Genomic DNA, 22,767 nt, shown 5'->3' on the forward strand with positions numbered 1-22,767 from the left:
AGTCTATTTTTCTCAATTGTTGCCCGATTTTTATTAAAACGATCAAATTTAAACCTTGCATTTAATAGTGTCATTATGCCAATATATATTTACTGGCTTTAAGCCACTATAAAAGAGAAATTAAAAATGACGATTCAACTTATGACAGCTCAAGCGAATGTTCCCATCGAGTTTTTGCAGTTTTCAGGTGGCGAGCGTCATATTCAACTGCAACCTGAATTATTAAACCAATTAACAGCTGACACTCAGATCAAAGCCTCACTACAGAACAGTGCAGATGTGATGGATTATCTGCTATTAGAAAATGTGTTGTTGCAACAAGGCACTCACCTTTCGGTAGAAATCCCTTATTTTCCCTATGCACGTCAAGACCGTATCTGTGCACAAGGTCAGGCCTTCTCATTGGATTTAATGACCAAGTTATTAAATAGCAATAGCGAAAAATTTGCAGGGCAACGTCAGAAAATTGTGGTGTGGGATTGTCATAGTCAGGTGACTCTGGAGCTGCTACGAAAAAATACCCGCTTCCAACAAGTGATCAATATCGAACCAATTGAGATTATCCAGCAAAGCCCAGCATTGATGCAGATTTTAAGCGCCGACAATAGCGTATTGATCTGTCCTGATGCAGGCGCAATACAGCGCACCCAAGCGATTGCAAACGGTATTAATCCGCAACGCCAACAGGCCATTGAAGTGATTCACTGTGAAAAGAAACGTGATCCAAGCACTGGCAAAATTAGCACAACGGCGGTGGATAGCCCTGATTTGACAGGAAAAACAGCCGTGATCACCGATGATATTTGTGACGGTGGTGCAACCTTTATTGGTATTGCCAAACAATTACGCAGCCTAAACTGCCAAAACATTATTTTATATGTCACGCATGGCATTTTTAGCAAAGGTATCGCGGTATTTGATGGCTTGGTCGATCAGGTCTTTACCAGCAATAGCCTGCCACAAACAGAAGCAAGCAAACTCAACATTATCAATTTTCAAAATTAAGATTTAAAGCACGAGGCCAATAAAAATGAGTATTAAAATTAATCCACTCAATGCAATTGATTTCTATAAAGCCGACCACCGTCGCCAGTATCCAGTGGGAACTGAATACGTCTATGCCAACTTTACCCCGCGTTCATCACGTTTAGCCAAAATGCTGCCGGATTTTGATGACAAGATAGTGTTCTTTGGCCTACAAGGCTTTATCAAACACTTTTTGATTGAAACCTGGAATGAAGGCTTCTTCAATCAACCTAAAGCCAAAGTAGTCGCAGCCTATAAACGCCGTATGGACAATTCTTTAGGTGAAGGTGCAGTGCCTGTCGAGCACATCGAAGCTTTACACGATCTCGGCTATTTACCATTAAAAATTAAAGCCTTGCCAGAAGGTAGCCGCGTCAATATCAAAGTACCTGTATTGACTATTATCAATACTGACCCGAATTTCTTTTGGCTAACCAACTACATCGAAACCGTGCTCAGTGCCGAGCTATGGAAAAGCTGTACTACAGCCAGCATTGCCTATGAATATAAACGCTTGTTGACCCAATATGCAGAAAAAACAGGTGCAGCTTTAGACTTTGTTGCTGTTCAAGGCCATGATTTTAGTAGCCGAGGGATGAGTGGGATCTATGATGCTGCCCAATCGGGTGTGGGTCACTTAACCAGTTTTATTGGGACAGATTCAGTTGCTTCTATTGATTATGCAGAAGAATATTACAACGCAACAGGTGTCGTAGGCGTTTCAGTACCTGCAACAGAACACAGTGTGATGTGTATGGGCAGTGAAGAAAGTGAAATCGAGACCTTTAGACGTCTGATCTGTGAGCTTTATCCTGCCGGTGTAGTCAGTATCGTTTCAGATACTTGGGATTTCTGGCGTGTGATTACCGAGTTTAGTGTGGAATTAAAAGCGGAGATTTTAAAACGCCAACCGAATGCCCTCGGACTCGCCAAAGTGGTGTTTCGCCCTGACTCAGGTGATCCCGTGAAAATTATCTGTGGCGATCCTGATGCAGAGCGAGATAGTCCTGCTTATAAAGGTGCAGTGCAATGTTTATGGGAAATTTTCGGCGGCACAGAAACCGTTCAAGGCTATAAGGTATTGAATGAACGAGTTGGCTTGATTTATGGTGACTCGATTACCCTAGAACGTGCCCAAAATATCTTAAAAGGTTTGGAGGCCAAAGGCTTTGCTTCAAATAATCTGGTCTTTGGAATCGGCAGCTATACTTATAACTATTTGACTCGTGATAGCTTTGGTTTTGCAGTCAAAGCCACTTGGGGTCAGGTTAACGGTGTCGGTCGTGAACTGTTTAAAGACCCTGTAACGGATTCAGGTGTTAAAAAGTCAGCCAAAGGCTTGTTACGGGTTGAACAAACTGAAAATGGTTTTGAGCTCTTTGATCAACAAAGCTTTGAACAGGAGAAAATGGGCGCACTGCAAACGGTATTTGAAAATGGTCAATTGTTAAGAGAATGCTCACTTGATCAAATTCGGGAGAGATTGGTCTAAGCAAAATTCTCTATGATTAAAACACATCCAGTGATTAGATACTCGGAAAAGTCATCCGCAACCTGAACAAGCCAAAGCGACTAAAGCTTTGGCGTAGTGCAAGATAAATGAAATGAATAGTTAAGCACTTAAGCAAAGCTTTCGCCTTACGGTACGGCAAAGATTATCAATCTTTGCTATTTCGTACCTCAGGTTTTGCCTACTTTTGCCAAAACAAAAGTAGGTCGAGCCGAAGGCTTATCCTAAAATATGATGAGAACCCAATAAGACTCCGCTATGATATTACTTTATTCCGATTTCTTAATATTTCTATGAGTCAGGAAACTATCCATACCTCCGAACAGGAATACCTTGCCCACTATCAAAAAACAGACTATGACACGCCTCTGTTTACGGTCGATATGGCAATTTTTTCTGTAGCAAAAGGTCAATTACAAGTCTTAATGATTCAACGCTCCAACTTTCCCGAAAAAGGCAAATGGGCGCTACCGGGTGGTTTTGTCGATTTAAAAACCGATCCCGATTTAATGGCAACAGCACACCGTAAACTGCTTGAAAAAACAGGGATTACCTCCCCTTATCTAGAACAAGTCGAAACCATTGGCAATCAACATCGTGATCCACGTGGTTGGTCCATTACCGCTTTATATTTTGCCCTGATTGATTTTGACCAATTTGAAATTCAAACAAGCAGCACCACCGAACATCGTCAATGGCTTCCGATCGATCAGGCATTACAACTAGATTTAGCCTTTGATCACCAACAGCTATTACAACTGGCATTTGAACGTCTTGGCAATAAAACCCGTTATACCGCCTTACCCGCCAGCCTGATGCCTGAGTTATTTACCCTGACTGAATTACAGACCATTTATGAAATTATTTTAGGTCATAGATTAGAAAAAAAATCATTTAGACGACGTATGCAAGAAGCTGGTGCCGTTGAAGAAACGGGACAGCAAAAAATTGTCGGCAAGCGCCCTGCTCAATTGTTCCGCTATGCACTGCAAGATTATAATTTTACTTTTCCGCGTATGCTGGAAACGCCACGTAACAGCACTGAAAATGAAAAGAGCTAAGGTAAATAGCTTAGCTCCTCAATAACTTAGAACTTACTTCCAAGTTTGACGAATCAAATCCACCGCTTTTTCAGCAATCATAATTGCAGGTGCATTGGTATTGCCATTGACCACGGTTGGCATAATCGACGCGTCCACCACGCGCAGTCCTGCAATGCCATACACTTTTAGCTCAGGATCGACTACCGCCATCTCATCCACACCCATTTTACAACTACCAACAGGGTGATACACCGTGTCGACACGTTGGCGCAAAATCTCACGAATTTCATCATCAGTCTGCACATTGGCTGTAAACATATCTTCTTTAATTTTTTCACTTAAAGCAGGTGCATTCATTAACTTTTGCGTGACTTTAAACCCATCAACCATATCTTGCAGATCTTGCTCATCCTCAAGGAATTTAAAGTCGATTAATAATGGATCATCGACATTTTTGCCACTGAGTTTGACTGAACCTCGCGCACGCGGATTCAACAAGCAAACATGGCATGAAATTCCATGTCCCATATGCATGGTTCGAGCATGGTTATCCACCACCGCAATCACAAAATGCAACTGTAGATTCGGCTTATCCAATTCAGGACGACTTTTTAAGAAACCACCACATTCAGCATAATTGGTGGTGATTAAACCACGACGTTCTTTACGATAACGCCCAATCTGTTTGACTAAATCAATACTGCCCCCAACCGACACCCCAAAAGTGCCTTCCATTTGCTTGGTCTTATAAGCAAAAATAAAGTCAGGATGATCATGCAGGTTTTCTCCAACACCTGCTAAATCTTTAATTACAGGGATACCATGTTTTTCTAGTTCTTGGCGTGGACCAATCCCCGACAACATCAAGACTTGTGGAGATTGGAATGCACCCGCAGATAAGAGCACTTCTTTATTGGCACGAACAAACGTGCTTTGTCCATTGTGTTTATATTCGACCCCAACAGCACGACCATTTTCAATCACAATTTTTGACACCAAAGCTTTGGTAATCACATGTAGATTCGGGCGTTTACCTAAATAAGGAAACAGATAACCACGCGCTGCGCTCCAGCGTTCACCATTTTTTTGTGTAACCTGATAAACACCGAGTCCTTCTTGTTCTGCACCATTGAAGTCATCATTCAGCGGATAATTGACCTGCTTCGCAGCTTCAACAAAGGTTTTCTGATACGGATTGTCCGAACGCAATTCACTGACATTTAATGGTCCGTGTTGACCATGATATTCGTTTCGAATGCGCTCGTTATGCTCTGATTTTATAAAATATGGCAAAACATCGTCATAAGACCATCCCGTATTACCCAAAGCAGCCCAATGGTCATAGTCACTACGATGCCCACGGATATACACCATTGCATTGATGGCAGAACTGCCACCTAAGCATTTTCCACGAGGTTGATAGCCTCTACGTCCATTCAGCCCTTTTTGTGGAATGGTTTCTAAAGCCCAGTTATTAATTTTAGTTGGAATACTGATCACCGCTGCGGAAGGTGTATTCACCAACCAGCTATTTCCATCACCACCAGCTTCTAATAAACATACCGAAATATTTGGATTTTCAGATAATCGACCAGCCAGTACCGAACCTGCTGAACCACCACCTATAATTACAAAATCAAAAGCTGTTTCTGTCATCGCTATACTCTGTTTTTTCTTTTTAAAAAGTGGAAGCATTATGCCGAACACGGCATTTAAATACTGTTGTTGTTGTCTAACCAACTCATATCATTAAAAGCAACTTAACTGCAACGCAATAAAAGCGCAATAGTCAAATCAAGCAGTCACGTTGCTGTAAAAAGAGAGCCAATTGCAAAACTACTGGATGGATTCTTTCTCTAATTTTTTCTGTTTCAGATACTCAACATGTTGACGATCTGTTTTCCACGATGGTTCCAATACTTCTTTCTCAATACGAGAGCGAATTCTTTTCTGTTTCATGGGGCTGATCACCTCCTCATTGAAACTTTTCACATATTTCAGCCAAGTCTTACCTCGAAACACATTTTCAGGCATTTCTGTTTTAAACTCACTACGAGGCGTAAAAACAATAACCGAGTGCAAATATTGTGGATCTAACACGTCATTTAGCACTATCTCTAGCACTTTGCTATGTTTATAGTTTTGATGTAAAGGATTTTGAAATTTATAGCTTTTCTTATAGATTTTTTGCGTCCATTGCTTCTGTCGAACACTACCAAAAATCCACCCCGTATAGTTCTTCGTTTCTATAATAAAAACCCCATAAGGACTTATTAAAATATGATCAATTTGAGTTGTACCTTGCTCGCCATCAGGGATCGTCACGTTGTTTAATAACATGTACTCCTCTCCTAACCCCTTTTCTACGTGAGCCTTAACCATCAGCTCTCCTATTCTTCCCTTAAAATATGGTGATTTCAAATAAGTGATAATAGAAAGAATAATAATGAAAAATATAAAGTATAAAAGCATATTCCTTCCCCAGTAATTTTAAATTTAATTTATTAAGAACAAAAAAATAAGATCTAAAATTTTAGAATATATTTTATCAACATTAACTTAATTATTTATATTTTTATATTCATTATAAATTAGAATCAAACCGCCCATAAGGATAAAAAACAGACCTAACAGCTTTAATCCATCTATTTTTCTAATTTGCATTCCTAGAAGTCCAGTACTATCAATAATCGTTGCAAAGAGCATTTGTCCTAAGAAAACCCATAACAATGTATTTGTTGCTCCTATTTGAGGAGCTGCAAGAAACATACAAAGAATATAAATAGAGCCAAGAAAACCTGGAAACCACATCCACCATGAGGCTTGTTGGTATAACGGAGGTTTAATCGTACCATCAACGATTAATGCAATGATTAGTGATGCAATTGCTCCACCAACATAAAGCACAAAAGTTGATTGAATTTGAGAAGCACCACTTGTATTTCGAAAAGTATTTACCATTGCGAGCTGTAGTGGAACAATCACACCTCCCAATATGCTAATCATAATATAACTCATATTATGCATGGTCATTTTCTCTTTTTTATTTTGATTTAATCATATCGCAAATACCCAGTTTAACTCACCATTTTAGCCACTTCCTCTTAACACATCAGGACAATGTTTACATTCCGCTTTACTTTGAATAGCCAAACCAAGTAAATAAACCACTTATTAGTTTTATTAAAACAAATTTTTCAAATAACTGAATATTATTTACAGGATAAAATAATGAAGGCACTCATCACCAAAGGTTGTCATACAGACCACGGTGGCATAGTACAAGAGGCAGATAACATCTTTCTCGTCGAAGGGATTCCTGTACACGTCGAAGGCATGAGGCACTATTGCCCTAAATGCCAAGTGATGGCCACAGCCCAAGCTTCAGGCAGAGGCTTTTTAAAGGCAGGCACCAGAACTATTATTGTGGCGGGTGACAAAGCCACTTGCGGTGCAACCTTTTTCCCGAATCAAAGCCTTGTGGTGAGAGATAACGGAATTGGTACAGGCGCGAATAGTTCATCCGCTGTTAGCAACTTTCTCAATACCAGTAGCCCTCAAGTTTTTGATGAGCAAGTTGCAGCTGAGTTTAGTTTTGCCGAAGGGATGCCCTACTTGATCGAAACAGCTGAGGCTAAAATCTATCAAGGTACAATTGGGGCTGATGGAAAACTGCCACGGATTGAAACTGAGGGACATACTTCTTATAAGCTCTATTTAGGTGAAGAAGCACTCACCAAGCGTGGTGGTGATGCCAGTTAATCAATCGGGGACGGTTAAAACAAATCCCAAACGTGGCTCTGTTGCGGCTTGTAGTATGGCGGGAATCGTCCCGATTACCTTTAAAGAACTATGGGATAATTACTATGGTGACAAAACTCCACCTTATACTGTAAATGGAAAAATACCTGATGAGTTTGAAAATCAATGTGCAATTCGAATGAGTGTTACATTTCATCGCACTGGTATAAAAATGACTTCTTTTTCAGAAAAACTAATAAAACCAGAAAAAAATGAAGCAACTATTGGTCGCCTACTTTTAAAAGGATTACCCACCTCAACAAGAGCAAATGAATTTGCCCAGTGGTTACAAACACGTCCAGTTTGTGGTATCGGCCCAGCGGAGGATATCACTGGCAAAGATTGGCAGAAAAAAATTAAAGGTCGAACAGGAATTGTTTACTTTGGAGACTTTTGGCAAAGAGATGGACTAGAAGAACTTAGAGATATTGCCTCTGGAGGACATATAGATCTATGGAATAATTTTAGGTTAACAAGCAATTGGACAACAGTACCTAGATTCTTTTTTGGTATAAATAGAATGAATATGCTTGGTGGGTATATATACACTGATTATGCTAACGCAAAAAGGATATTATTTTTCGAGGTTAAATAATGCGTAAAATTTTATATGTAATTTTGGGCATTGTACTGACAATATTATTGATTTATACAATATCCAATTTGTATTTAGCTATTATTGGTAGAAAAACTTGTGCAGAGGGTTGTAGCTTAGCATATATCAGTTTCAGTAGGTGGTCCCTTCTATTTTCCATTGTGATTGGTGGTATTCTAGGATACTTAAAAAGTTCCAATAAATTACCCAATAAAATCCTACTTACTATCATAATTTTTCTTTCGATAATCTGGATCGCAATAACTTGGTACGGCCTAGATTATGGATATGGGAAAAACCTAAGTTATTAATTTTTAGATCAAATAATGAAATATTTATCAGCAATTTTAAGTGTGATTATCGCTTTCATTTTGTCTGCGTTAGCTCAAACTTCAATGCACAAAATGACAGGGCGTTATTATGCTGTTGAACATGCATCTGGCACATTCAGTTATGTACATTTTGACATAATCATGCTTACTCCTTTTTTAGGGCTGTTAATCGGTTGGAAATATTGGACCACCAAACGCATTTCATTTCTGTGGTTTTTCCCAATCTATTTTATTGTAATGTACTTATTTCATTGGTACTCAGCTGTATATGCAGGTTATCCCTTTTTTTCGTAATTCTAAAATGAGACACTATTCCAAATAGAGTAAATAATGAAGAAAATAATATATCCAATTTTAAGTATCATCCTTGTAGTAATTATTTTTTTTGGGCTACCTCTAATCTATGAATTTATGATTCCTAATTCATCTATATGTGCTGAAGGGTGTGCCCCAGCATTTAGGAAATTTGTATTTTCGTTTGGTCTTATAAGTTTAATCATCGCACCAATACTTGGTTACTTATTAGCAAAAAAAACTGTTAATCGTAAAAATATTTATTCCTTTCTTGCCTTCTATTTAATGATTTATTTAGTCATTGTTTGGTACAGCACAGGTTATGGCTATGGACTAAATCTAAGCTACTAATTTTGAGGTCAAATGATAAAAAAAATTCTATACCCAATTGTAGGGGTAATATTTATTTTAGCAATTATGCAGTTTTCATATGACCCATTTGTTTTTGTTACAGGAAAAATCCCCTGCAAAGAAGGATGCAGTACCGAGTTTATTTCAATACTCAAATATTGGTTTTGGGGAGTAATACTCATAACAATAACATTAAGTTATTACTACGCGATTCAAAAAATAAAGACATTACTTTTAGTTTTTTATTTCAGTTTATTTTTTCTTACACATATATTTTTAATGTGGTACGCCTCGACTTATGGCTACGGTCTCAACTTAAGCTATTAAATTCAAAAAATCCAGACGTAAAAAAACCGCTAACTTAGCGGTATTTTATCTCATCTTTTAAGATGATGGTCGGAGCAGTAGGATTCGAACCTACGACCCCCTGGTCCCAAACCAGGTGCACTACCAGGCTGTGCTATGCTCCGAAATTGGGGTGAATGACGGGATTCGAACCCGCGACAACTGGAATCACAATCCAGGGCTCTACCAACTGAGCTACATCCACCATCAAAACTTTGATTCTATATACCAAGCTGCCAAATGGCGCGCCTGACAGGATTCGAACCTGTGACCATCCGCTTAGAAGGCGGATGCTCTATCCAACTGAGCTACAGGCGCATAACGATGATAATACTATCACGATACTTCGCCGATATTTAAAACTATGTTTTTCAACATATTTTAAATGGTCGGAGCAGTAGGATTCGAACCTACGACCCCCTGGTCCCAAACCAGGTGCACTACCAGGCTGTGCTATGCTCCGATTTCTTTTCAGCTTTTATTGTATCGCACATCGTGCGGTACGGTGTGCATTCTAGGCGCGACGCCTTAGAACGTCAACACCTATTTTCTAAAAAACTAATAAATCCTTATCAAATGTATATTTAACAAGCATTTTCAGACATTTTAGCGTTTCAAAGAAGCACTAAAGTTCAACATTCGATCTAAGGGTAATTTCGCACGTTCAGCTAGGGCTGGATCAACGTGTATTTCTTGATCAGCATGTTGTAATACATGCAAAATGCCATCAAGTTCATTCATTGCCATCCACGGGCAATGTGCACATGAACGACAAGTTGCCCCCTCACCTGCAGTTGGTGCTTCAAATAATTCTTTATCTGGCGCTGCTTGCTGCATTTTGTAGAAAATACCGCGATCTGTTGCCACGATCATTTGTTTATGCGGCAAGGTCTGTGCTGCTTTAATCAGTTGTGAAGTACTCCCCACCGCATCTGCAATATCCACCACTGATTCAGGTGACTCAGGATGGACCAGTACCGCAGCATCTGGATAGAGCGCTTTCATCTGCGCAATACCACGCGCACGGAATTCTTCATGCACGATACATGCACCATCCCACAACAACATTTCAGCGCCGGTTTTCTTTTGAATATAGCGCCCTAAATGCTGATCTGGTGCCCAAATAATTTTTTCACCCAAACTATCTAAATGCTCAATAATCTCAACCGCACAACTTGATGTCACCACCCAATCGGCACGCGCTTTCACAGCCGCTGAGGTATTGGCATACACCACCACAGTATGATCAGGATGCTGATCGCAGAATGCTGTGAACTCATCCACAGGGCAACCCAAATCAAGTGAACAGGTTGCTTCTAAAGTTGGCATCAACACGGTTTTTTCAGGTGATAAGATTTTAGAGGTTTCACCCATAAACTTCACCCCAGCAACCACCAAAGTCGTCGCAGGATGATCACGACCAAAACGCGCCATTTCTAATGAATCAGAAACACAGCCACCAGTCAGTTCGGCAAGCTCTTGCACTTCAGGATCACAGTAATAGTGAGCCACAAGCACTGCATTGCGTTTTTTCAACTCGGCTGCAATTTGGGCAAACTTTTCTTGTTTCACTTCTGGGCTAAGACTATTGTCCTTTGGCTCGCCCAAACGATCTAAATGCGCTTGCACAATATTTTTGGCTTCGTTCGCAATTAAATTCGCATCATTCATAAAACGTCTTCTCTATCCTGCGTGCTTGCATCACTGCAAACTTTTAACGTGGGTAATGGCGTGATCATTTGGGAAAAATCACCTCATCCACAAACTAGCTTATAAAAAAAGCCCCACTGTGGAGGCTTTATTATAACGCAAATTTATGAGCGATAATCGGCATTAATTTTGACATAGTCGTAAGAAAAGTCACAGGTATAAACCGTGTCTTTTGCTGTACCACGACCGAGGTCAATACGAATGCTAATTTCTTTCTCAGCCATGACGGCTGCGCCCGCTTCTTCGGTATAGTCTGGGTTTGCCCCACCATCTAGGCAAATCTGGACATCACCCAGCCAGACTTGAACTTTACTGCTATCTAGGTTTGGTACACCCGCCTTACCTATCGCCATCACAATACGACCCCAGTTTGGATCTGAGGCAAATAAAGCTGTTTTAATAAGTGGCGACTCAGCAACACTATAAGCAACATCACAACATTCTTGGGTATTGGCTCCACCTTCCACCTGAACGGTAATGAACTTGGTTGCACCCTCACCATCACGCACAATTAATTGCGCCAAACGATTCATGATACGTGCCAGCACATCGAGCACTTGTTGATAACGTGCATCATCTTGGTTCTGGATTTCAGCACCACCAGCCAGACCCGTTGCCACAAAGATACAAGAGTCATTGGTCGAGGTATCACCGTCAATGGTAATGCGGTTAAAAGAATGCTCAACCGTGGTTTGCAATAAACGCTGTACCAATTCAACACGAATCGGCGCATCGGTTGCAACGAAGCTCAACATAGTCGCCATATTCGGACGAATCATGCCTGCACCTTTGCTGATTCCTGTCATGGTATAGCTCACACCATCCAGCTCAAACTGTTCAGATGCACCTTTTGGTGTGGTATCTGTGGTCATGATGCCTGATGCAGCATCTGCCCAACGATCCGCATTTAAATCATTTAATGCAGGTTGAATGCCTTGCACTAAGCGTTCAATGGGGAGTTGCTCTCCAATCACACCAGTTGAAAAGGGTAAAATCTGATTGGCTTGAACACCAGTTAATTCAGCTAACTTGGCACAAGTGGCTTCTGCATTTTGATAACCGACTGTGCCTGTTGCAGCATTGGCATTGCCTGTATTGATAATCAGATAACGTGGTGTGTTCTCGGCCAAATGCTTTTTACTCAATTGAACAGGTGCAGCCGCAAAAGCGCTTTGAGTAAATACTCCCGCCACGTTCGAGCCTTCAGCAAATTCAAAAATGACTAGATCTCGTCGATTTGGATAACGTACATACGCCTCAGTTGAGCCAATTTTTACACCCTGCACCACATGCATAAGTGGCATTGTTACGTCACCAACAGCCATTTTTAAACTTCCATTAATTGAGCTTTAAAGATATTAGTTTGATATTTAATTAAGAGATTTATTTCATCGGAGTCTTATTGAACTTTCATCCCATTTCTGGGTAAGCCTTCGGCTCGACCTACTTTTCTTTCGGGAAAAGTAGGCAAAACCATTTGTCACCCGCAAAACCTGTTCATTTCTTGCATCTATCTAATTTCAATCATCAATACAATATTTGCATCTTCTTTAAATCGGGCAGGTTGCGGGTGACGTTTCCGCGTATCAAAAATCTACTAAGGTTTATATACCAAACCTTGCCTTAAAAGCTTATGCTAAATAATCAGAAAAATCGAGTTTTTATCCATGAACTAAGTAGATTTACTTTGTTCCAAACTCAGTAAAATCTGCTTCTTATCCAAACCACCTGCAAAACCAACTAATGCACCACTCGACCCAATCACCCGATGACACGGCGCAATAATCGAAATCGGATTCTTACCATTGGCTGCCCCAACTGCACGCACGGCTTTTTCATTGCCCAACTGAACGGCGATCTCTTTATAACTCCGTGTTTCGCCATAAGGAATGGTCAATAAAGCCTGCCAAACCTGTTGCTGAAATGCGGTGCCTTGAAAGTCCAAAGGCAAATCAAATTGCTGACGTTGTCCTGCAAAATATTGTTCTAATTGTTGTTTGACGCGATGCAGCATTGGATGCTGACGATCTTCTATCAGTTCAGAAAGCCGTACCCGTTTATGATCTTCATTGTCCCACATCACGGCGACCAGTGCCTGATCATGTGCAACCAGTTTTAATGCACCCACAGGAGAATCCATGTACATATACACCAGTTGCATCACACTCTCCTAAAACATTAATTTGATGACAATTTCATCAACACAAGACCTGAAACGATTAATACCGCTGCGATCATACGCATAGCCGTCATTGGTTCATTCAAGATCAAAATACCAACAACAAATGATCCAATTGCTCCAATTCCCGTCCAAATCGTATAGGCCGTTCCAAGTGGAAGAGTCCGCATAGACATGGAAAGTAATACCACACTTAAAATCATGAAAACAATGGTCACGATACTTGGCGTTAACTTGGTAAATCCTTCAGACATCTTCATGGAATATGCCCAAATAACTTCAAAAATACCTGCCAAAATTAAAATTGCCCATGCCATTTTATTACGCTCAACTTTATCGATTGTCAGGTCGTCCCAACGTGATTCTTTCGAGGGAGGTCGTCCTCCTAGGTGCAGCAGTGTACTGTAAAACATGAAAATTATGTGATTTGTTATGTATCTAAAATGACTAAGATATTGAAAATATGAACCTTCTATTGAGATGAGTTACTGCTAGATAATTTGATCGACACGCATCAACTCACATGCGCCAATGCCTGTATTCTGTCGAGATAGTGAGCTCTTGCAACGCCAGTTATATTGGCATCTTATTGATCCTGTTTATTTCTCACCGCTTTTATCCATAACCTCACTTTCTCAAAAACAGCAGAGAAAAACTGTTGCATCAGACTCAAGACACTTTCACTCGGTGGCATAGATTTATTCTGAGTTGATTCGTGTTGAGCCGTGGACAGTTCCAATGGTTCATAATGTGGCAGGGTCTGCTGTAATTCTGCACCGAGATTTAAACGCTGTAATGCTGCTGTTACCTCAGGAATGGCATCTTGATGATAGAGGGCTAAATGACGCGCTTCTAAATCAATACCGTGTTCAATCAATTGATCTGAAAAAGAGAGTAATGCTTTTCTAACGCGCAGCACTTCTACGGCACTGCTCATATGGGGAATATAGTAAAAACTGACATTCATACTGCCATCGGTAGGAATCAATTCAAGCTGAGAGGCCGACACACGTGCAGCTTTTTCTCGTAAATTGGTCGACGAGTTTGCTTTATCTATTATTGGATTGTGTTGTTGTTCTAAAGCCATTTATGCACCATGAATGACTCAAAAAAGATACTGTTAGTATAAACCAACAGTATCTCGAAAAAATGACATTTTAAACAAAATATCAGAACTTTAGCGAAAGACCTGCGCCATAAACCCAACCCGTTTTAGAATCACTGGCGGTTTGCCAATTGGTTTCTTTACGCCCTTTGCTATAACCATAGCCGACATCAATAAAAGGCATGACACGGTTTTTGACGATTTCATAGCGGGTTTTGATCCCCACTTCCGCATCGGCAAGACCAGTTTTAGCCGCATACTTGGATTCATCCCGCAGTACCCACTCCATTTCTAGATATGGTTGCAGAATCAACTTTTGCGTCAGCAATAGATCACGTTCTGTTTCCAACACAAAGCGCCATTGTTGGTCTTGTCCGACATACAGATGTGCATCGGTTTCAAAGAAATACTGAGCCATACCGTGCAAGCCGACGACACCCTCAAATTGTTCCTTATCCATCTCACGATCAGGGTTATAGCGGTAATTCACCCCAGCTTGTACATCCCAGAAGTCTGCAATATTCCGACTATATAGCGCAGCCAGACTTTGCTCCGATTTTTCTGACTCGGCCTTGGCATAATCGGCAATAATGAATAATTTATTTTCATCGGTTCCCACCCAAGTTTTTAACTTGGATTTGAGTGTGCCCTGCCCATCTTCATCCAACATCCATTGCGTATCTAACTGTGTCGCCTGATAGATCTGCCCACCATGCTCCTTATAATGGCCCGCATGTTCATCTTTATTTTGCGTCTGTGGAGGAATAGTTGAGTTTTGATGTTGCGAATGATCCATCGCAGCAGAAGCGCTCATGGGCATATTCTGCTGTGCTGACATATCCATTTGCATTGAATGATCATGTCCTTCATGTGCAAAAGTGAATGTACTTAAAGAAGAGACCAATCCACCCATCGCCAATAATTGCGTATAACGTTTCATCTTAGAAGATCGCTTAGTGATGTGCATGGCTTGCTCCTTGAGAAGATTGAACAGGGGTTGCTGGTGCAGCTGTACTTCCGTCTACATTAGCGACAATCAACTTACTCATCATGCCCGCACTCATGTGATACAACAGGTGGCAATGGATCGCCCACTCTCCAATTTCATCCGCAGTCAGTAAAGCCGTAACCGTCTTGCCTGGTGGCACAACCAAGGTATGTTTATTTGGCATATCCTGTGGTGCTTGACCATTTTCCAGCTGCATAAACATGCCATGCAAATGCATCGGATGCGCCATCATACTTTCATTGACAAATTTGAGACGGATACGTTCACCATAACGCACGGTTAAAGGCTTAAAGTCAGGATCACTAAACTTCTTACCATCAATGGTCCAGATATAACGCTCCATGGTACCGCCCAAACGAATCACCACTTCACGTTCTGCTGGACGACTATAGTTCTCAGGCTGTGGATTTAATGATTGTAAATCTGCATAACTTAACGCTTTATGCCCCGCAGGCGTTGCCGCATTGGCCCAACCTTGTACAGTATCCGCGTTTGATGCTTCAGCAGTTGCAGCTGATTGATGCTGGCTATGATCCATATTGGTCATATTCATTTGAGCATGTGCACTGTGATCCATAGCAGGTTGCGCGGCTGTTGCAGTTTTCGCCTTGTCCTGTGGCATCTGATGCTGACTATGATCCATATTCGCCATATTCATTTGGCCATGTGCACTATGATCCATGGCTGGCTGTGAGGTTGTTGCAGTTTTCGCTTGGTCTTGTGGCATCTGGTGCTGGCTATGATCCATCTTGCCCATATCCATCTGACCATGTGAACCATGATCCATGCCCATATCTTCCATGGTCAACAAGGCACGTGGTCGCGCTTTAGGAATTTGAACTGCTTGGGTATTGGGTGTCATGTCATTGTGCAATGAAGCAATAGCAAAGCCAGTACGATCAATCGATTCCGCTTCGATTTGATAATGGGCCTGTTTTGGTTCAACCAACACGTCATAGGTTTCAGCTGTACCAATACGGAACTCATCCACAGGAACAGGCTTGACTGGCTGACCATCGGCACTGACCACAGTCATTTTTAAGTTGGGAATACGCACATCAAAGAAAGACATTGCCGATGCGTTAATAAAACGTAAACGTACCTTTTCACCTGCTTTAAAAGCACCAGTCCAGTTTTGTTGTGGGGTCTGACCATTGACCAAGAAGGTATAGCCGTCTACATCACCCATGTCGGTTTTGGCCATACGCATCTGATTCCATGCGGAACGATCTTGCCACGTGGCTTTTATACCCTGCGTTTTAACTTGTTTCCAAACATCACCCAGTGTTTCACGATGGTTTTGATAGTATTCAGCAGACTTTTTCAAATTTGCCATGATCTTGTCACTTTCCGTTTCATGGAAATCCGACAACATCACTACATAATCACGTTCAGCTTTCTCATGTGCAGCAACAGGTTGCTTGCCTTTTGGATAAATCACCAACGCGCCATACAAACCGTCTTGTTCCTGTCCCTTGCTATGTGCGTGATACCAATAAGTGCCGTTTTGACGTACTTTAAAACGATATTCAAAACTGCCATTTGGCTTAATCCCTTGGAAACCATTAAAACCAGGCACGCCATCCATCAACCCAGGCAATAACAATCCATGCCAATGCAAAGAGGTATCTTGATTTTTGAGTTGGTTATGCACATGAATCACGGCTTCATCACCCTCTTCAAACTCTAATAGCGGGGCGATAAATTTACCGTTTACAGTAATGCGTTTGACGGGTTTGCCGGTGACATTCACCGTCCCTTCATTAATGTTCAGATGATATTCTTTAATTGCAGCCAGCGTATAAGGGGCAAACAATAGACTTAAGCTAGCAACAACACCAGCATATAGTTTTGAAGACATGATAATTTCCTAATCTGTTAACTTTTCAAATTGCTCTTTTCATAGACAGAAAGAGCCTATAAAGACAGATTAGGCTTTAGGAGGGCGTAAAATCTCTTGCCAATAACCAGCAAGGTGTCGAGCTTGATAAGCCGTATTGGTACGGGTACTCAACTCTAAAAATGGCGATGATGTTAAACTTGGGCTATGTTGATCTAAGCCTAGATTAATACTTTGACAATGTGAGGTACTATTGCAGTCCAGACAATGTTGATCACTGTGCATTTTCCCATCATGGCACTGTGCTAAACTCAATGGGGCACTTTTTGAACTTGGCATATGATGATGTTGATCCATCATTTGCTGATCATGGCATGCCGTAGTGGGAATAGAAGTTGAAGTATTTTGCTCAGATTGAATCGCTTGAACAGCAGCAACAGCCACGCCACTTCCCCCGATGAAAAATATCATCAGGAATACAAACCACAGGCGTTTGTATCGCTTAAGAAGTTGCACTTATGTTCCTTATTCCAATCATCAAAAAATAATTCGATAGGGGTAGGATAATTTCTTTTGTAGTTATACACAACCATCTTTATGTTTGAATTTCGATAATTCCATCCATACATCGCGCCAAAATGCTGTTTTATCAAGCTAAACGGCACCTCAAGAGCCATGAGCAAAAATAAAGCAAAATGAATAAGTTAATGCACAAAAAAAGGACAGAAAACTGTCCTTTTTTTATCATTTTGTTGTCAATATAAGCAACTGAAATCATTTTGTTTATTTTAACAACATCTTATCCACCTGGTTATCAACACGGTTATCCACCGAGTTATAAACAAAGTTATCCACAAGTTTATATGAAGAATAGAATGAAAATACTAAACTTCTTTTGCACCAACCTGTGCCAACTCTGCACGCATTTGATCAATCACCGTTTTATAATCTGGTTGACCAAAAATCGCTGAGCCTGCGACAAACATATCCGCACCTGCTTCTGCGATTTCACGAATATTGGCTGGCCCTACTCCGCCATCCACTTCTAAACGGATATCACGGCCACTGGCATCAATAATTTGACGCGCTTGGCGTAACTTTTCCAACGTCATCGGAATGAATTTTTGTCCACCAAAACCAGGGTTGACGCTCATCAATAAAATTTGATCGACTTTATCCAATACATAATCGAGATAGTGCAACGGCGTTGCAGGATTGAACACCAAGCCTGCTTTGGCACCACCAGCTTTAATCAACTGTAACGAACGGTCAATATGATCGGTTGCTTCTGGATGAAAGGTAATAATGTCTGCACCAGCTTCTAAGAAATCACCGATCATACGATCAACAGGTGAAACCATTAGATGCACATCAATCGGTGCTTTGATACCATAACTTTTTAATGCCTTACAGATACCTGCTCCAAAAGTCAGGTTGGGTACGTAGTGGTTATCCATCACATCAAAATGTACAACGTCTGCGCCTGCCGCTAGAACTTTTTCTACATCTTCACCTAAACGGGCAAAATCAGCAGATAAAATCGAAGGCGCAATCAAATAAGGCTTGGACATGGATGACCTGGCAAACTCTAAGAAAATGATGCATTGATTATAGCAAATTTAGCGGACTTAAGTCTGTTACAAAGTCATTATTAGGGCATTGCAAACTTGCAACACCACGTTGCATCTGCACTATTTTTATCTTTTCTCAGCTTTGCTATGGTATCAAGTGAAATAAGAGGATGTCTTAAACATGAACAGTACGACTCAAATCACAACCACTGAAGGGAAACGAATCAGTAAGCGTTTACTGAATCATTGGAAACATAAATTTGAAGTCTTAGAAACCGAAACCCATTCAAAAATTTTCATGCCAACTGCCACTGTGACACTCACACCACAGGAACAATATTTGACTGTACTGATTGAAAATCAACAAGAAGATGTGGCTCGTCTGGAACAAGTCGTCATTGATCATTTAAATCGTATGGCACAACAGGAATTTGTAGCGGAATGGCAACATAGTTAAAAAACTGAAGAAAGTGTTCAATCAGCTGGCAGATCAGTCTTTCAATTCAATCTGTCAGCTTAAATCAGATGAATTAAAAATAGTATTTTGTTTTGGATATCATGTATGCCTTAAATAGGGAAAGCATATGAATAAGAAACTTTCATCCGTCATTTTAATGACTGCAATCATCAGTCTAGCAACCGTTGGTTGTAGCAAAAAACAAGAAAAGCATGAGGCAGCCGAAACAAGTGCGCCAACAACAGAACATCAATCAGCAGAAACCCCGTCAAAAACAGCTAGCTTCAGTATCAATCAAATTCCGATTTCGAATGTTGAACTTGGAGATTTTCCATTTATTCAACTGCCTAAAGGCTATCATTTTGCTCATCAATCCACTGAAAACTTTGCTCAAATGGAGTTTTGGGTCGGAGATCGATTAGAGAAAGTTGAAGGTCAGCTTTTTAATGGACGAATCGATGCGGAAGAGAATAACAAAGCGGCCTCTTTCTTGGAGTTACAGCGTAATTTAGATGCTGTGATTAGCAGCTTAGGCGGGAAAAAAATTACAGACAGTAAAATCCCGACAGCGCTCGCTAGCCAACTTTCAGAAAAATATGGCGTCGCTTATGTCGATGGATTAGGTGATATTTATAACAATCCAACTCAAAGCTATGTGATTCATCAAAATCATCGAGATATCTGGTTTCAAATCACTCAAAGCGGACTTTCAGCTGGGTTATTGGTCTTAGAAACCCGACCTATAGCAATCACCGCACAAGCCCTATCGGCAAACCAGTTAAAAGCAGCTTTAGATCAAAATAATAAAGTGGATATACAGATTAACTTTGAAACAGATAAAGCAACACTGCTAGCAAATTCAGATGAACAAATTAACCAAATACTGAATTTATTAAAAAATGATGGTGCTCTCAAGCTTGAAATTAATGGCTATACCGATAACTCAGGTGAATCCGCACATAACTTAAAACTCTCTCAGGCAAGAGCACAAGCCGTCGTCAAAGCATTGACCGATGCAGGAATTGACTCATCCCGTTTAAAGGCGCAAGGCTTTGGTGATAGCAAACCCGTTTCCGAGAACGATACTGAGGAAGGTAAAGCAAAAAACAGAAGAGTCGAATTAGTAAAATTATAATCGTCTAACAAATTAGGGGCTGTTGGCATTTCAGCTATGCCTTATGTTATAGGCTCAAACAACAGCCCCCTAAAAACAACCTTTTGGTTGTTAATTTTTTTCTAATTGAATCGCATGAAACTGTAAATGATCATCGATAAAGCTTTGAATGAAGTAATAGCCGTGATCATAGCCTTTGTGCTGGCGTAACGTCAGGTGCTGCCCTGCATTCAGACAAGCTTGCTTGAACTTTTCAGGGTTCAATTGCGCATAGAACTGATCATCCAAACCTTGGTCAATTAAAATTTCATCAAACACACTGCCCTTTTGCTGTACCAAAGCTGTCGCATCATGCGCGAGCCATTGCTGTTGGTCTGCACCTAAATATTGGGTGAATGCCTTTTCGCCCCAAGGACAAATGCTCGGCGCACAAATCGGTGCAAAAGCCGAAACCGACTTGAATTGCTCTGGGTATTTAAAAGCCAAAGTTAAAGCACCATGCCCACCCATCGAGTGTCCGAAAATACCAATTTGGTTTTCAATCACGGGGAATTCTTGCAAGACATGCGCATACAACTCATCAACTAGATAAGACTCCATTTGATAATGTGCTGCCCAAGGCTGTTGTGTGGCATTGAGATAAAAACCAGCACCCTGACCGATATCCCAGTGATCGCCTTGAGCCACATTATCTCCACGCGGAGACGTATCGGGCGTAATCAAAATCAGACTTAATCGAGCAGCCATTCGTTGTGCATGTGCTTTGATGGCAAAGGTTTCTTCGGTACAAGTCAGTCCCGCAAGATAAAACAAAGCGGAACAAGGCTTACCCGCTAAAGCTGCAGGAGGTAAATAAACGCCCACCTTGCTACTTCCCTTTAAATGTTGCGACTCCAGCTGATAAATACGTTGCTCACCCTCAAAACAACGGTTTTTTTGCAGTAGCTGCATGTTCATCATCCTGTGTTTTGGCTATATCTGTTGAAGCGATATTTTGCGTTGGAAATAAATAAGGCTCAAGCTGCGGCAGCATGAGTTCCATATTGCGGCCAATCGCCCACTGTGGCTCAGAAGGTTCTACACCCTGTGCTATTTCCCATTTGGTCACAGTTTGCTTGGCTTGCTCATATGCAGTTTTCATTGAGTATTGTTCGCGCATCGCCAAATCAAAGAATGCTCGACCAAAATAAGTATAATCCGCTTCATTGTTGCAACCGAACGAGGTTTTATCTGCAGCAGATGCGGTAATAATTAAAGTATCAGGTGACTGTAGTGCCGGAATAAAGCTACCTGAATAACAAGCAGAAATCACAATGACACGCCAGCGAATGCCCGATTTATCCAGTGTTTCTCTTAACCATTTTGGATCAACCTGATCCAAATCCAAAGGCGCATTTTCAATTTCAAAATGATTGCGTTCGCCGTGTGAAGTCATATAAAGAAACAGCACATCGCTATCACGATTCATTTGCTGACCAATACGGCGTAAAGCCAATTCCATACTGGTTTTAGAGGCAATTGGGACGTCCAAGCGTGTTGCTGGATTATTAATCAGCATAATCGAGCGCCCAAAAGTGCCAAAACGGGTGTCAAATTGTTCTCTTATGCGCTCAATTTCAGATTTAAATACATCCACATAGCTATCACCTGCCACCCCCATAAAATACCAATGGCTTTTGGCGATATCTCCATATTGAATCTGATCCAGCGCTTTATCTAACAAATGACTTTGCGCATAAAAAGCATCTTCTGCAAAACTTGGTGGTGTTGCCTCGACTTTCCAAATCGGCTGATCTTTCACTGAAAGTTGCCAAACCACCATGGTGGCAATGGTTGCCACAAACACCAAGGCACGTTCCCACCACGGCCAATTCAAGGCACGTGAAAAAACCCAGATCACTGCCAAACTTTGCCAAACAAAGAGGCCAACAAATAAAGGTGGTAAGAATCCGTTATAAATACTGTCAGGGATAAAGTTAAGATAGCCGTTTGAGCCCAAATACTGAATGGCGCATTGCAACAATAGAATATTGGTATCCAATACGAGCCATAACAAGGCAGGCACCAACATCAGACGCGGCTGGTTCATGCGTTGTGACAGGAAAATACCAACAATGAGCGCAATAAACGGCCAAAGTGCATAACCAATCAGACCTTGAGCATTAAACTCTCCGACTTGTCCAGCCACCAACCAGCTATATAAAGAGTTGGTACAGCCCCCTAAAATACCCCAAATAATCAGCTGGGTAATCGAGGGATGAACGACCTGCAAGGAACGACGTGACCCGAGGAACAACCACATTCCAGCAATTTGGTTACTTTTAAAATCATGCCAGATATTAATAGAGGGTTTGAGGTCGATCATAAAATTCTTCGGGAGTTTCTCTTTTCAAGCCTAAACTGAAAATATGCCATTCTAATGATTGAATGCGCAGTACTTTTCCTAAAAGACGCGATGCGTGACTGTAGTGTAAGCTCGACAAGA

Annotated in this window: 22 protein-coding genes and 4 tRNA genes; 8 read left to right on the forward strand and 18 right to left on the reverse strand. The window is 41.0% G+C overall.

Annotated features, from left to right (window positions below; all coding sequences use genetic code 11):
• The first annotated feature begins 126 nt into the window (after nucleotides 1-126).
• The 3 genes from NG55_RS13840 (at nucleotide 127) to ntrR (ending at nucleotide 3,597) form a co-directional block, all read left to right on the forward strand.
• Complete coding sequence (locus NG55_RS13840; protein WP_065343579.1) at nucleotides 127-1,005, forward strand: phosphoribosyltransferase family protein; 879 nt, start codon at nucleotides 127-129, stop codon at nucleotides 1,003-1,005.
• 25 nt (nucleotides 1,006-1,030) lie between these two features.
• Entirely contained in the window at nucleotides 1,031-2,518 is a 1,488-nt protein-coding gene (locus NG55_RS13845; protein WP_065343580.1) for a nicotinate phosphoribosyltransferase, read from the forward strand.
• A 311-nt stretch (nucleotides 2,519-2,829) separates the two neighbouring features.
• On the forward strand, nucleotides 2,830-3,597 hold the full coding sequence (gene ntrR / locus NG55_RS13850) for an ADPR responsive transcriptional repressor NtrR (protein WP_065343581.1): 768 nt from the start codon (nucleotides 2,830-2,832) through the stop codon (nucleotides 3,595-3,597).
• Nucleotides 3,598-3,630: 33 nt separating this feature from the next.
• Here the strand turns inward: ntrR and NG55_RS13855 are convergent, their stop codons facing one another.
• The 3 genes from NG55_RS13855 to NG55_RS13865 all read right to left on the reverse strand — a co-directional run bounded on the left by NG55_RS13855 (nucleotide 3,631) and on the right by NG55_RS13865 (nucleotide 6,606).
• On the reverse strand, nucleotides 3,631-5,235 hold the full coding sequence (locus NG55_RS13855; protein ID WP_065343582.1) for a GMC family oxidoreductase: 1,605 nt from the start codon (nucleotides 5,233-5,235) through the stop codon (nucleotides 3,631-3,633).
• A 180-nt stretch (nucleotides 5,236-5,415) separates the two neighbouring features.
• Nucleotides 5,416-6,051 carry a nuclease-related domain-containing protein gene (locus tag NG55_RS13860; protein WP_065343583.1) on the reverse strand — a complete coding sequence of 212 codons (636 nt, stop codon included), beginning with the start codon at nucleotides 6,049-6,051 and terminating at the stop codon, nucleotides 5,416-5,418.
• 87 nt (nucleotides 6,052-6,138) lie between these two features.
• Nucleotides 6,139-6,606: a DMT family transporter gene (locus NG55_RS13865; RefSeq protein WP_016660447.1), complete on the reverse strand. Its 468-nt coding sequence runs from the start codon at nucleotides 6,604-6,606 to the stop codon at nucleotides 6,139-6,141.
• A 204-nt stretch (nucleotides 6,607-6,810) separates the two neighbouring features.
• On the opposite strand from NG55_RS13865, the gene NG55_RS13870 reads away from it, so the two are divergent.
• From NG55_RS13870 to NG55_RS13885, 3 genes are all read left to right on the forward strand, one after another.
• The gene (locus tag NG55_RS13870) at nucleotides 6,811-7,341 is read left to right on the forward strand and encodes a PAAR domain-containing protein (protein WP_065343584.1); all 531 of its coding nucleotides are present in this window, start codon (nucleotides 6,811-6,813) and stop codon (nucleotides 7,339-7,341) included.
• A complete protein-coding gene (locus NG55_RS13875) occupies nucleotides 7,331-7,975 on the forward strand; it encodes a T6SS effector amidase Tae4 family protein (protein ID WP_065343585.1) in 645 nt (214 codons plus the stop codon). The genes NG55_RS13870 and NG55_RS13875 overlap by 11 nt, the downstream gene beginning before the upstream one ends.
• Before the next feature lie 326 nt (nucleotides 7,976-8,301).
• The gene (locus NG55_RS13885) at nucleotides 8,302-8,601 is read left to right on the forward strand and encodes a hypothetical protein (RefSeq protein WP_065343587.1); all 300 of its coding nucleotides are present in this window, start codon (nucleotides 8,302-8,304) and stop codon (nucleotides 8,599-8,601) included.
• A 744-nt stretch (nucleotides 8,602-9,345) separates the two neighbouring features.
• Here NG55_RS13885 and NG55_RS13900 read toward each other — a convergent pair.
• From NG55_RS13900 to rpe, 13 genes are all read right to left on the reverse strand, one after another.
• A tRNA-Pro gene (locus NG55_RS13900) sits at nucleotides 9,346-9,422 on the reverse strand.
• A gap of 4 nt (nucleotides 9,423-9,426) precedes the next feature.
• A tRNA-His gene (locus tag NG55_RS13905) sits at nucleotides 9,427-9,502 on the reverse strand.
• Nucleotides 9,503-9,538: 36 nt separating this feature from the next.
• Nucleotides 9,539-9,615, reverse strand: a tRNA-Arg gene (locus NG55_RS13910).
• 68 nt (nucleotides 9,616-9,683) lie between these two features.
• Nucleotides 9,684-9,760, reverse strand: a tRNA-Pro gene (locus NG55_RS13915).
• Between the two features lie 143 nt (nucleotides 9,761-9,903).
• A complete protein-coding gene (nadA, locus tag NG55_RS13920; protein ID WP_004655525.1) occupies nucleotides 9,904-10,968 on the reverse strand; it encodes a quinolinate synthase NadA in 1,065 nt (354 codons plus the stop codon).
• Nucleotides 10,969-11,111: 143 nt separating this feature from the next.
• Nucleotides 11,112-12,332 (reverse strand): bifunctional glutamate N-acetyltransferase/amino-acid acetyltransferase ArgJ, encoded by a 1,221-nt coding sequence (argJ, locus tag NG55_RS13925; protein ID WP_065343590.1) that lies wholly within the window; start codon nucleotides 12,330-12,332, stop codon nucleotides 11,112-11,114.
• A 347-nt stretch (nucleotides 12,333-12,679) separates the two neighbouring features.
• Nucleotides 12,680-13,168: a methylated-DNA--[protein]-cysteine S-methyltransferase gene (locus NG55_RS13930; RefSeq protein WP_065343591.1), complete on the reverse strand. Its 489-nt coding sequence runs from the start codon at nucleotides 13,166-13,168 to the stop codon at nucleotides 12,680-12,682.
• A 17-nt stretch (nucleotides 13,169-13,185) separates the two neighbouring features.
• Nucleotides 13,186-13,503 carry a DMT family transporter gene (locus NG55_RS13935; RefSeq protein ID WP_004655532.1) on the reverse strand — a complete coding sequence of 106 codons (318 nt, stop codon included), beginning with the start codon at nucleotides 13,501-13,503 and terminating at the stop codon, nucleotides 13,186-13,188.
• A 269-nt stretch (nucleotides 13,504-13,772) separates the two neighbouring features.
• Entirely contained in the window at nucleotides 13,773-14,273 is a 501-nt protein-coding gene (locus NG55_RS13940; protein ID WP_016541559.1) for a hypothetical protein, read from the reverse strand.
• A gap of 82 nt (nucleotides 14,274-14,355) precedes the next feature.
• Nucleotides 14,356-15,258 (reverse strand): copper resistance protein B, encoded by a 903-nt coding sequence (locus NG55_RS13945; protein WP_065343592.1) that lies wholly within the window; start codon nucleotides 15,256-15,258, stop codon nucleotides 14,356-14,358.
• Nucleotides 15,245-17,161: a copper resistance system multicopper oxidase gene (locus NG55_RS13950; protein WP_065343593.1), complete on the reverse strand. Its 1,917-nt coding sequence runs from the start codon at nucleotides 17,159-17,161 to the stop codon at nucleotides 15,245-15,247. Before NG55_RS13950 ends, NG55_RS13945 begins: the two co-directional genes overlap by 14 nt.
• A gap of 69 nt (nucleotides 17,162-17,230) precedes the next feature.
• Nucleotides 17,231-17,656, reverse strand: coding sequence for a hypothetical protein (locus NG55_RS13955; protein ID WP_065343594.1), 426 nt, complete (start codon nucleotides 17,654-17,656; stop codon nucleotides 17,231-17,233).
• A 368-nt stretch (nucleotides 17,657-18,024) separates the two neighbouring features.
• Nucleotides 18,025-18,711, reverse strand: coding sequence for a ribulose-phosphate 3-epimerase (gene rpe / locus NG55_RS13960; protein WP_016541555.1), 687 nt, complete (start codon nucleotides 18,709-18,711; stop codon nucleotides 18,025-18,027).
• 181 nt (nucleotides 18,712-18,892) lie between these two features.
• Here rpe and NG55_RS13965 point away from each other — a divergent pair, with 181 nt between their 5' ends.
• Both NG55_RS13965 and NG55_RS13970 read left to right on the forward strand, forming a co-directional pair.
• Nucleotides 18,893-19,168 (forward strand): DUF2218 domain-containing protein, encoded by a 276-nt coding sequence (locus NG55_RS13965; protein WP_065343595.1) that lies wholly within the window; start codon nucleotides 18,893-18,895, stop codon nucleotides 19,166-19,168.
• Between the two features lie 127 nt (nucleotides 19,169-19,295).
• Nucleotides 19,296-20,303 (forward strand): OmpA family protein, encoded by a 1,008-nt coding sequence (locus NG55_RS13970; RefSeq protein WP_065343596.1) that lies wholly within the window; start codon nucleotides 19,296-19,298, stop codon nucleotides 20,301-20,303.
• A 90-nt stretch (nucleotides 20,304-20,393) separates the two neighbouring features.
• On the opposite strand, the gene fghA is transcribed toward NG55_RS13970, so the two are convergent.
• Nucleotides 20,394-21,233 carry an S-formylglutathione hydrolase gene (fghA, locus tag NG55_RS13975; protein WP_016541552.1) on the reverse strand — a complete coding sequence of 280 codons (840 nt, stop codon included), beginning with the start codon at nucleotides 21,231-21,233 and terminating at the stop codon, nucleotides 20,394-20,396.
• Nucleotides 21,202-22,647 (reverse strand): C13 family peptidase, encoded by a 1,446-nt coding sequence (locus tag NG55_RS13980; protein WP_065343597.1) that lies wholly within the window; start codon nucleotides 22,645-22,647, stop codon nucleotides 21,202-21,204. The genes fghA and NG55_RS13980 overlap by 32 nt, the downstream gene beginning before the upstream one ends.
• Nucleotides 22,648-22,767 lie beyond the last annotated feature (120 nt).

It is taken from the genome of Acinetobacter gyllenbergii (assembly GCF_001682515.1).
Taxonomy (GTDB): domain Bacteria; phylum Pseudomonadota; class Gammaproteobacteria; order Pseudomonadales; family Moraxellaceae; genus Acinetobacter; species Acinetobacter gyllenbergii.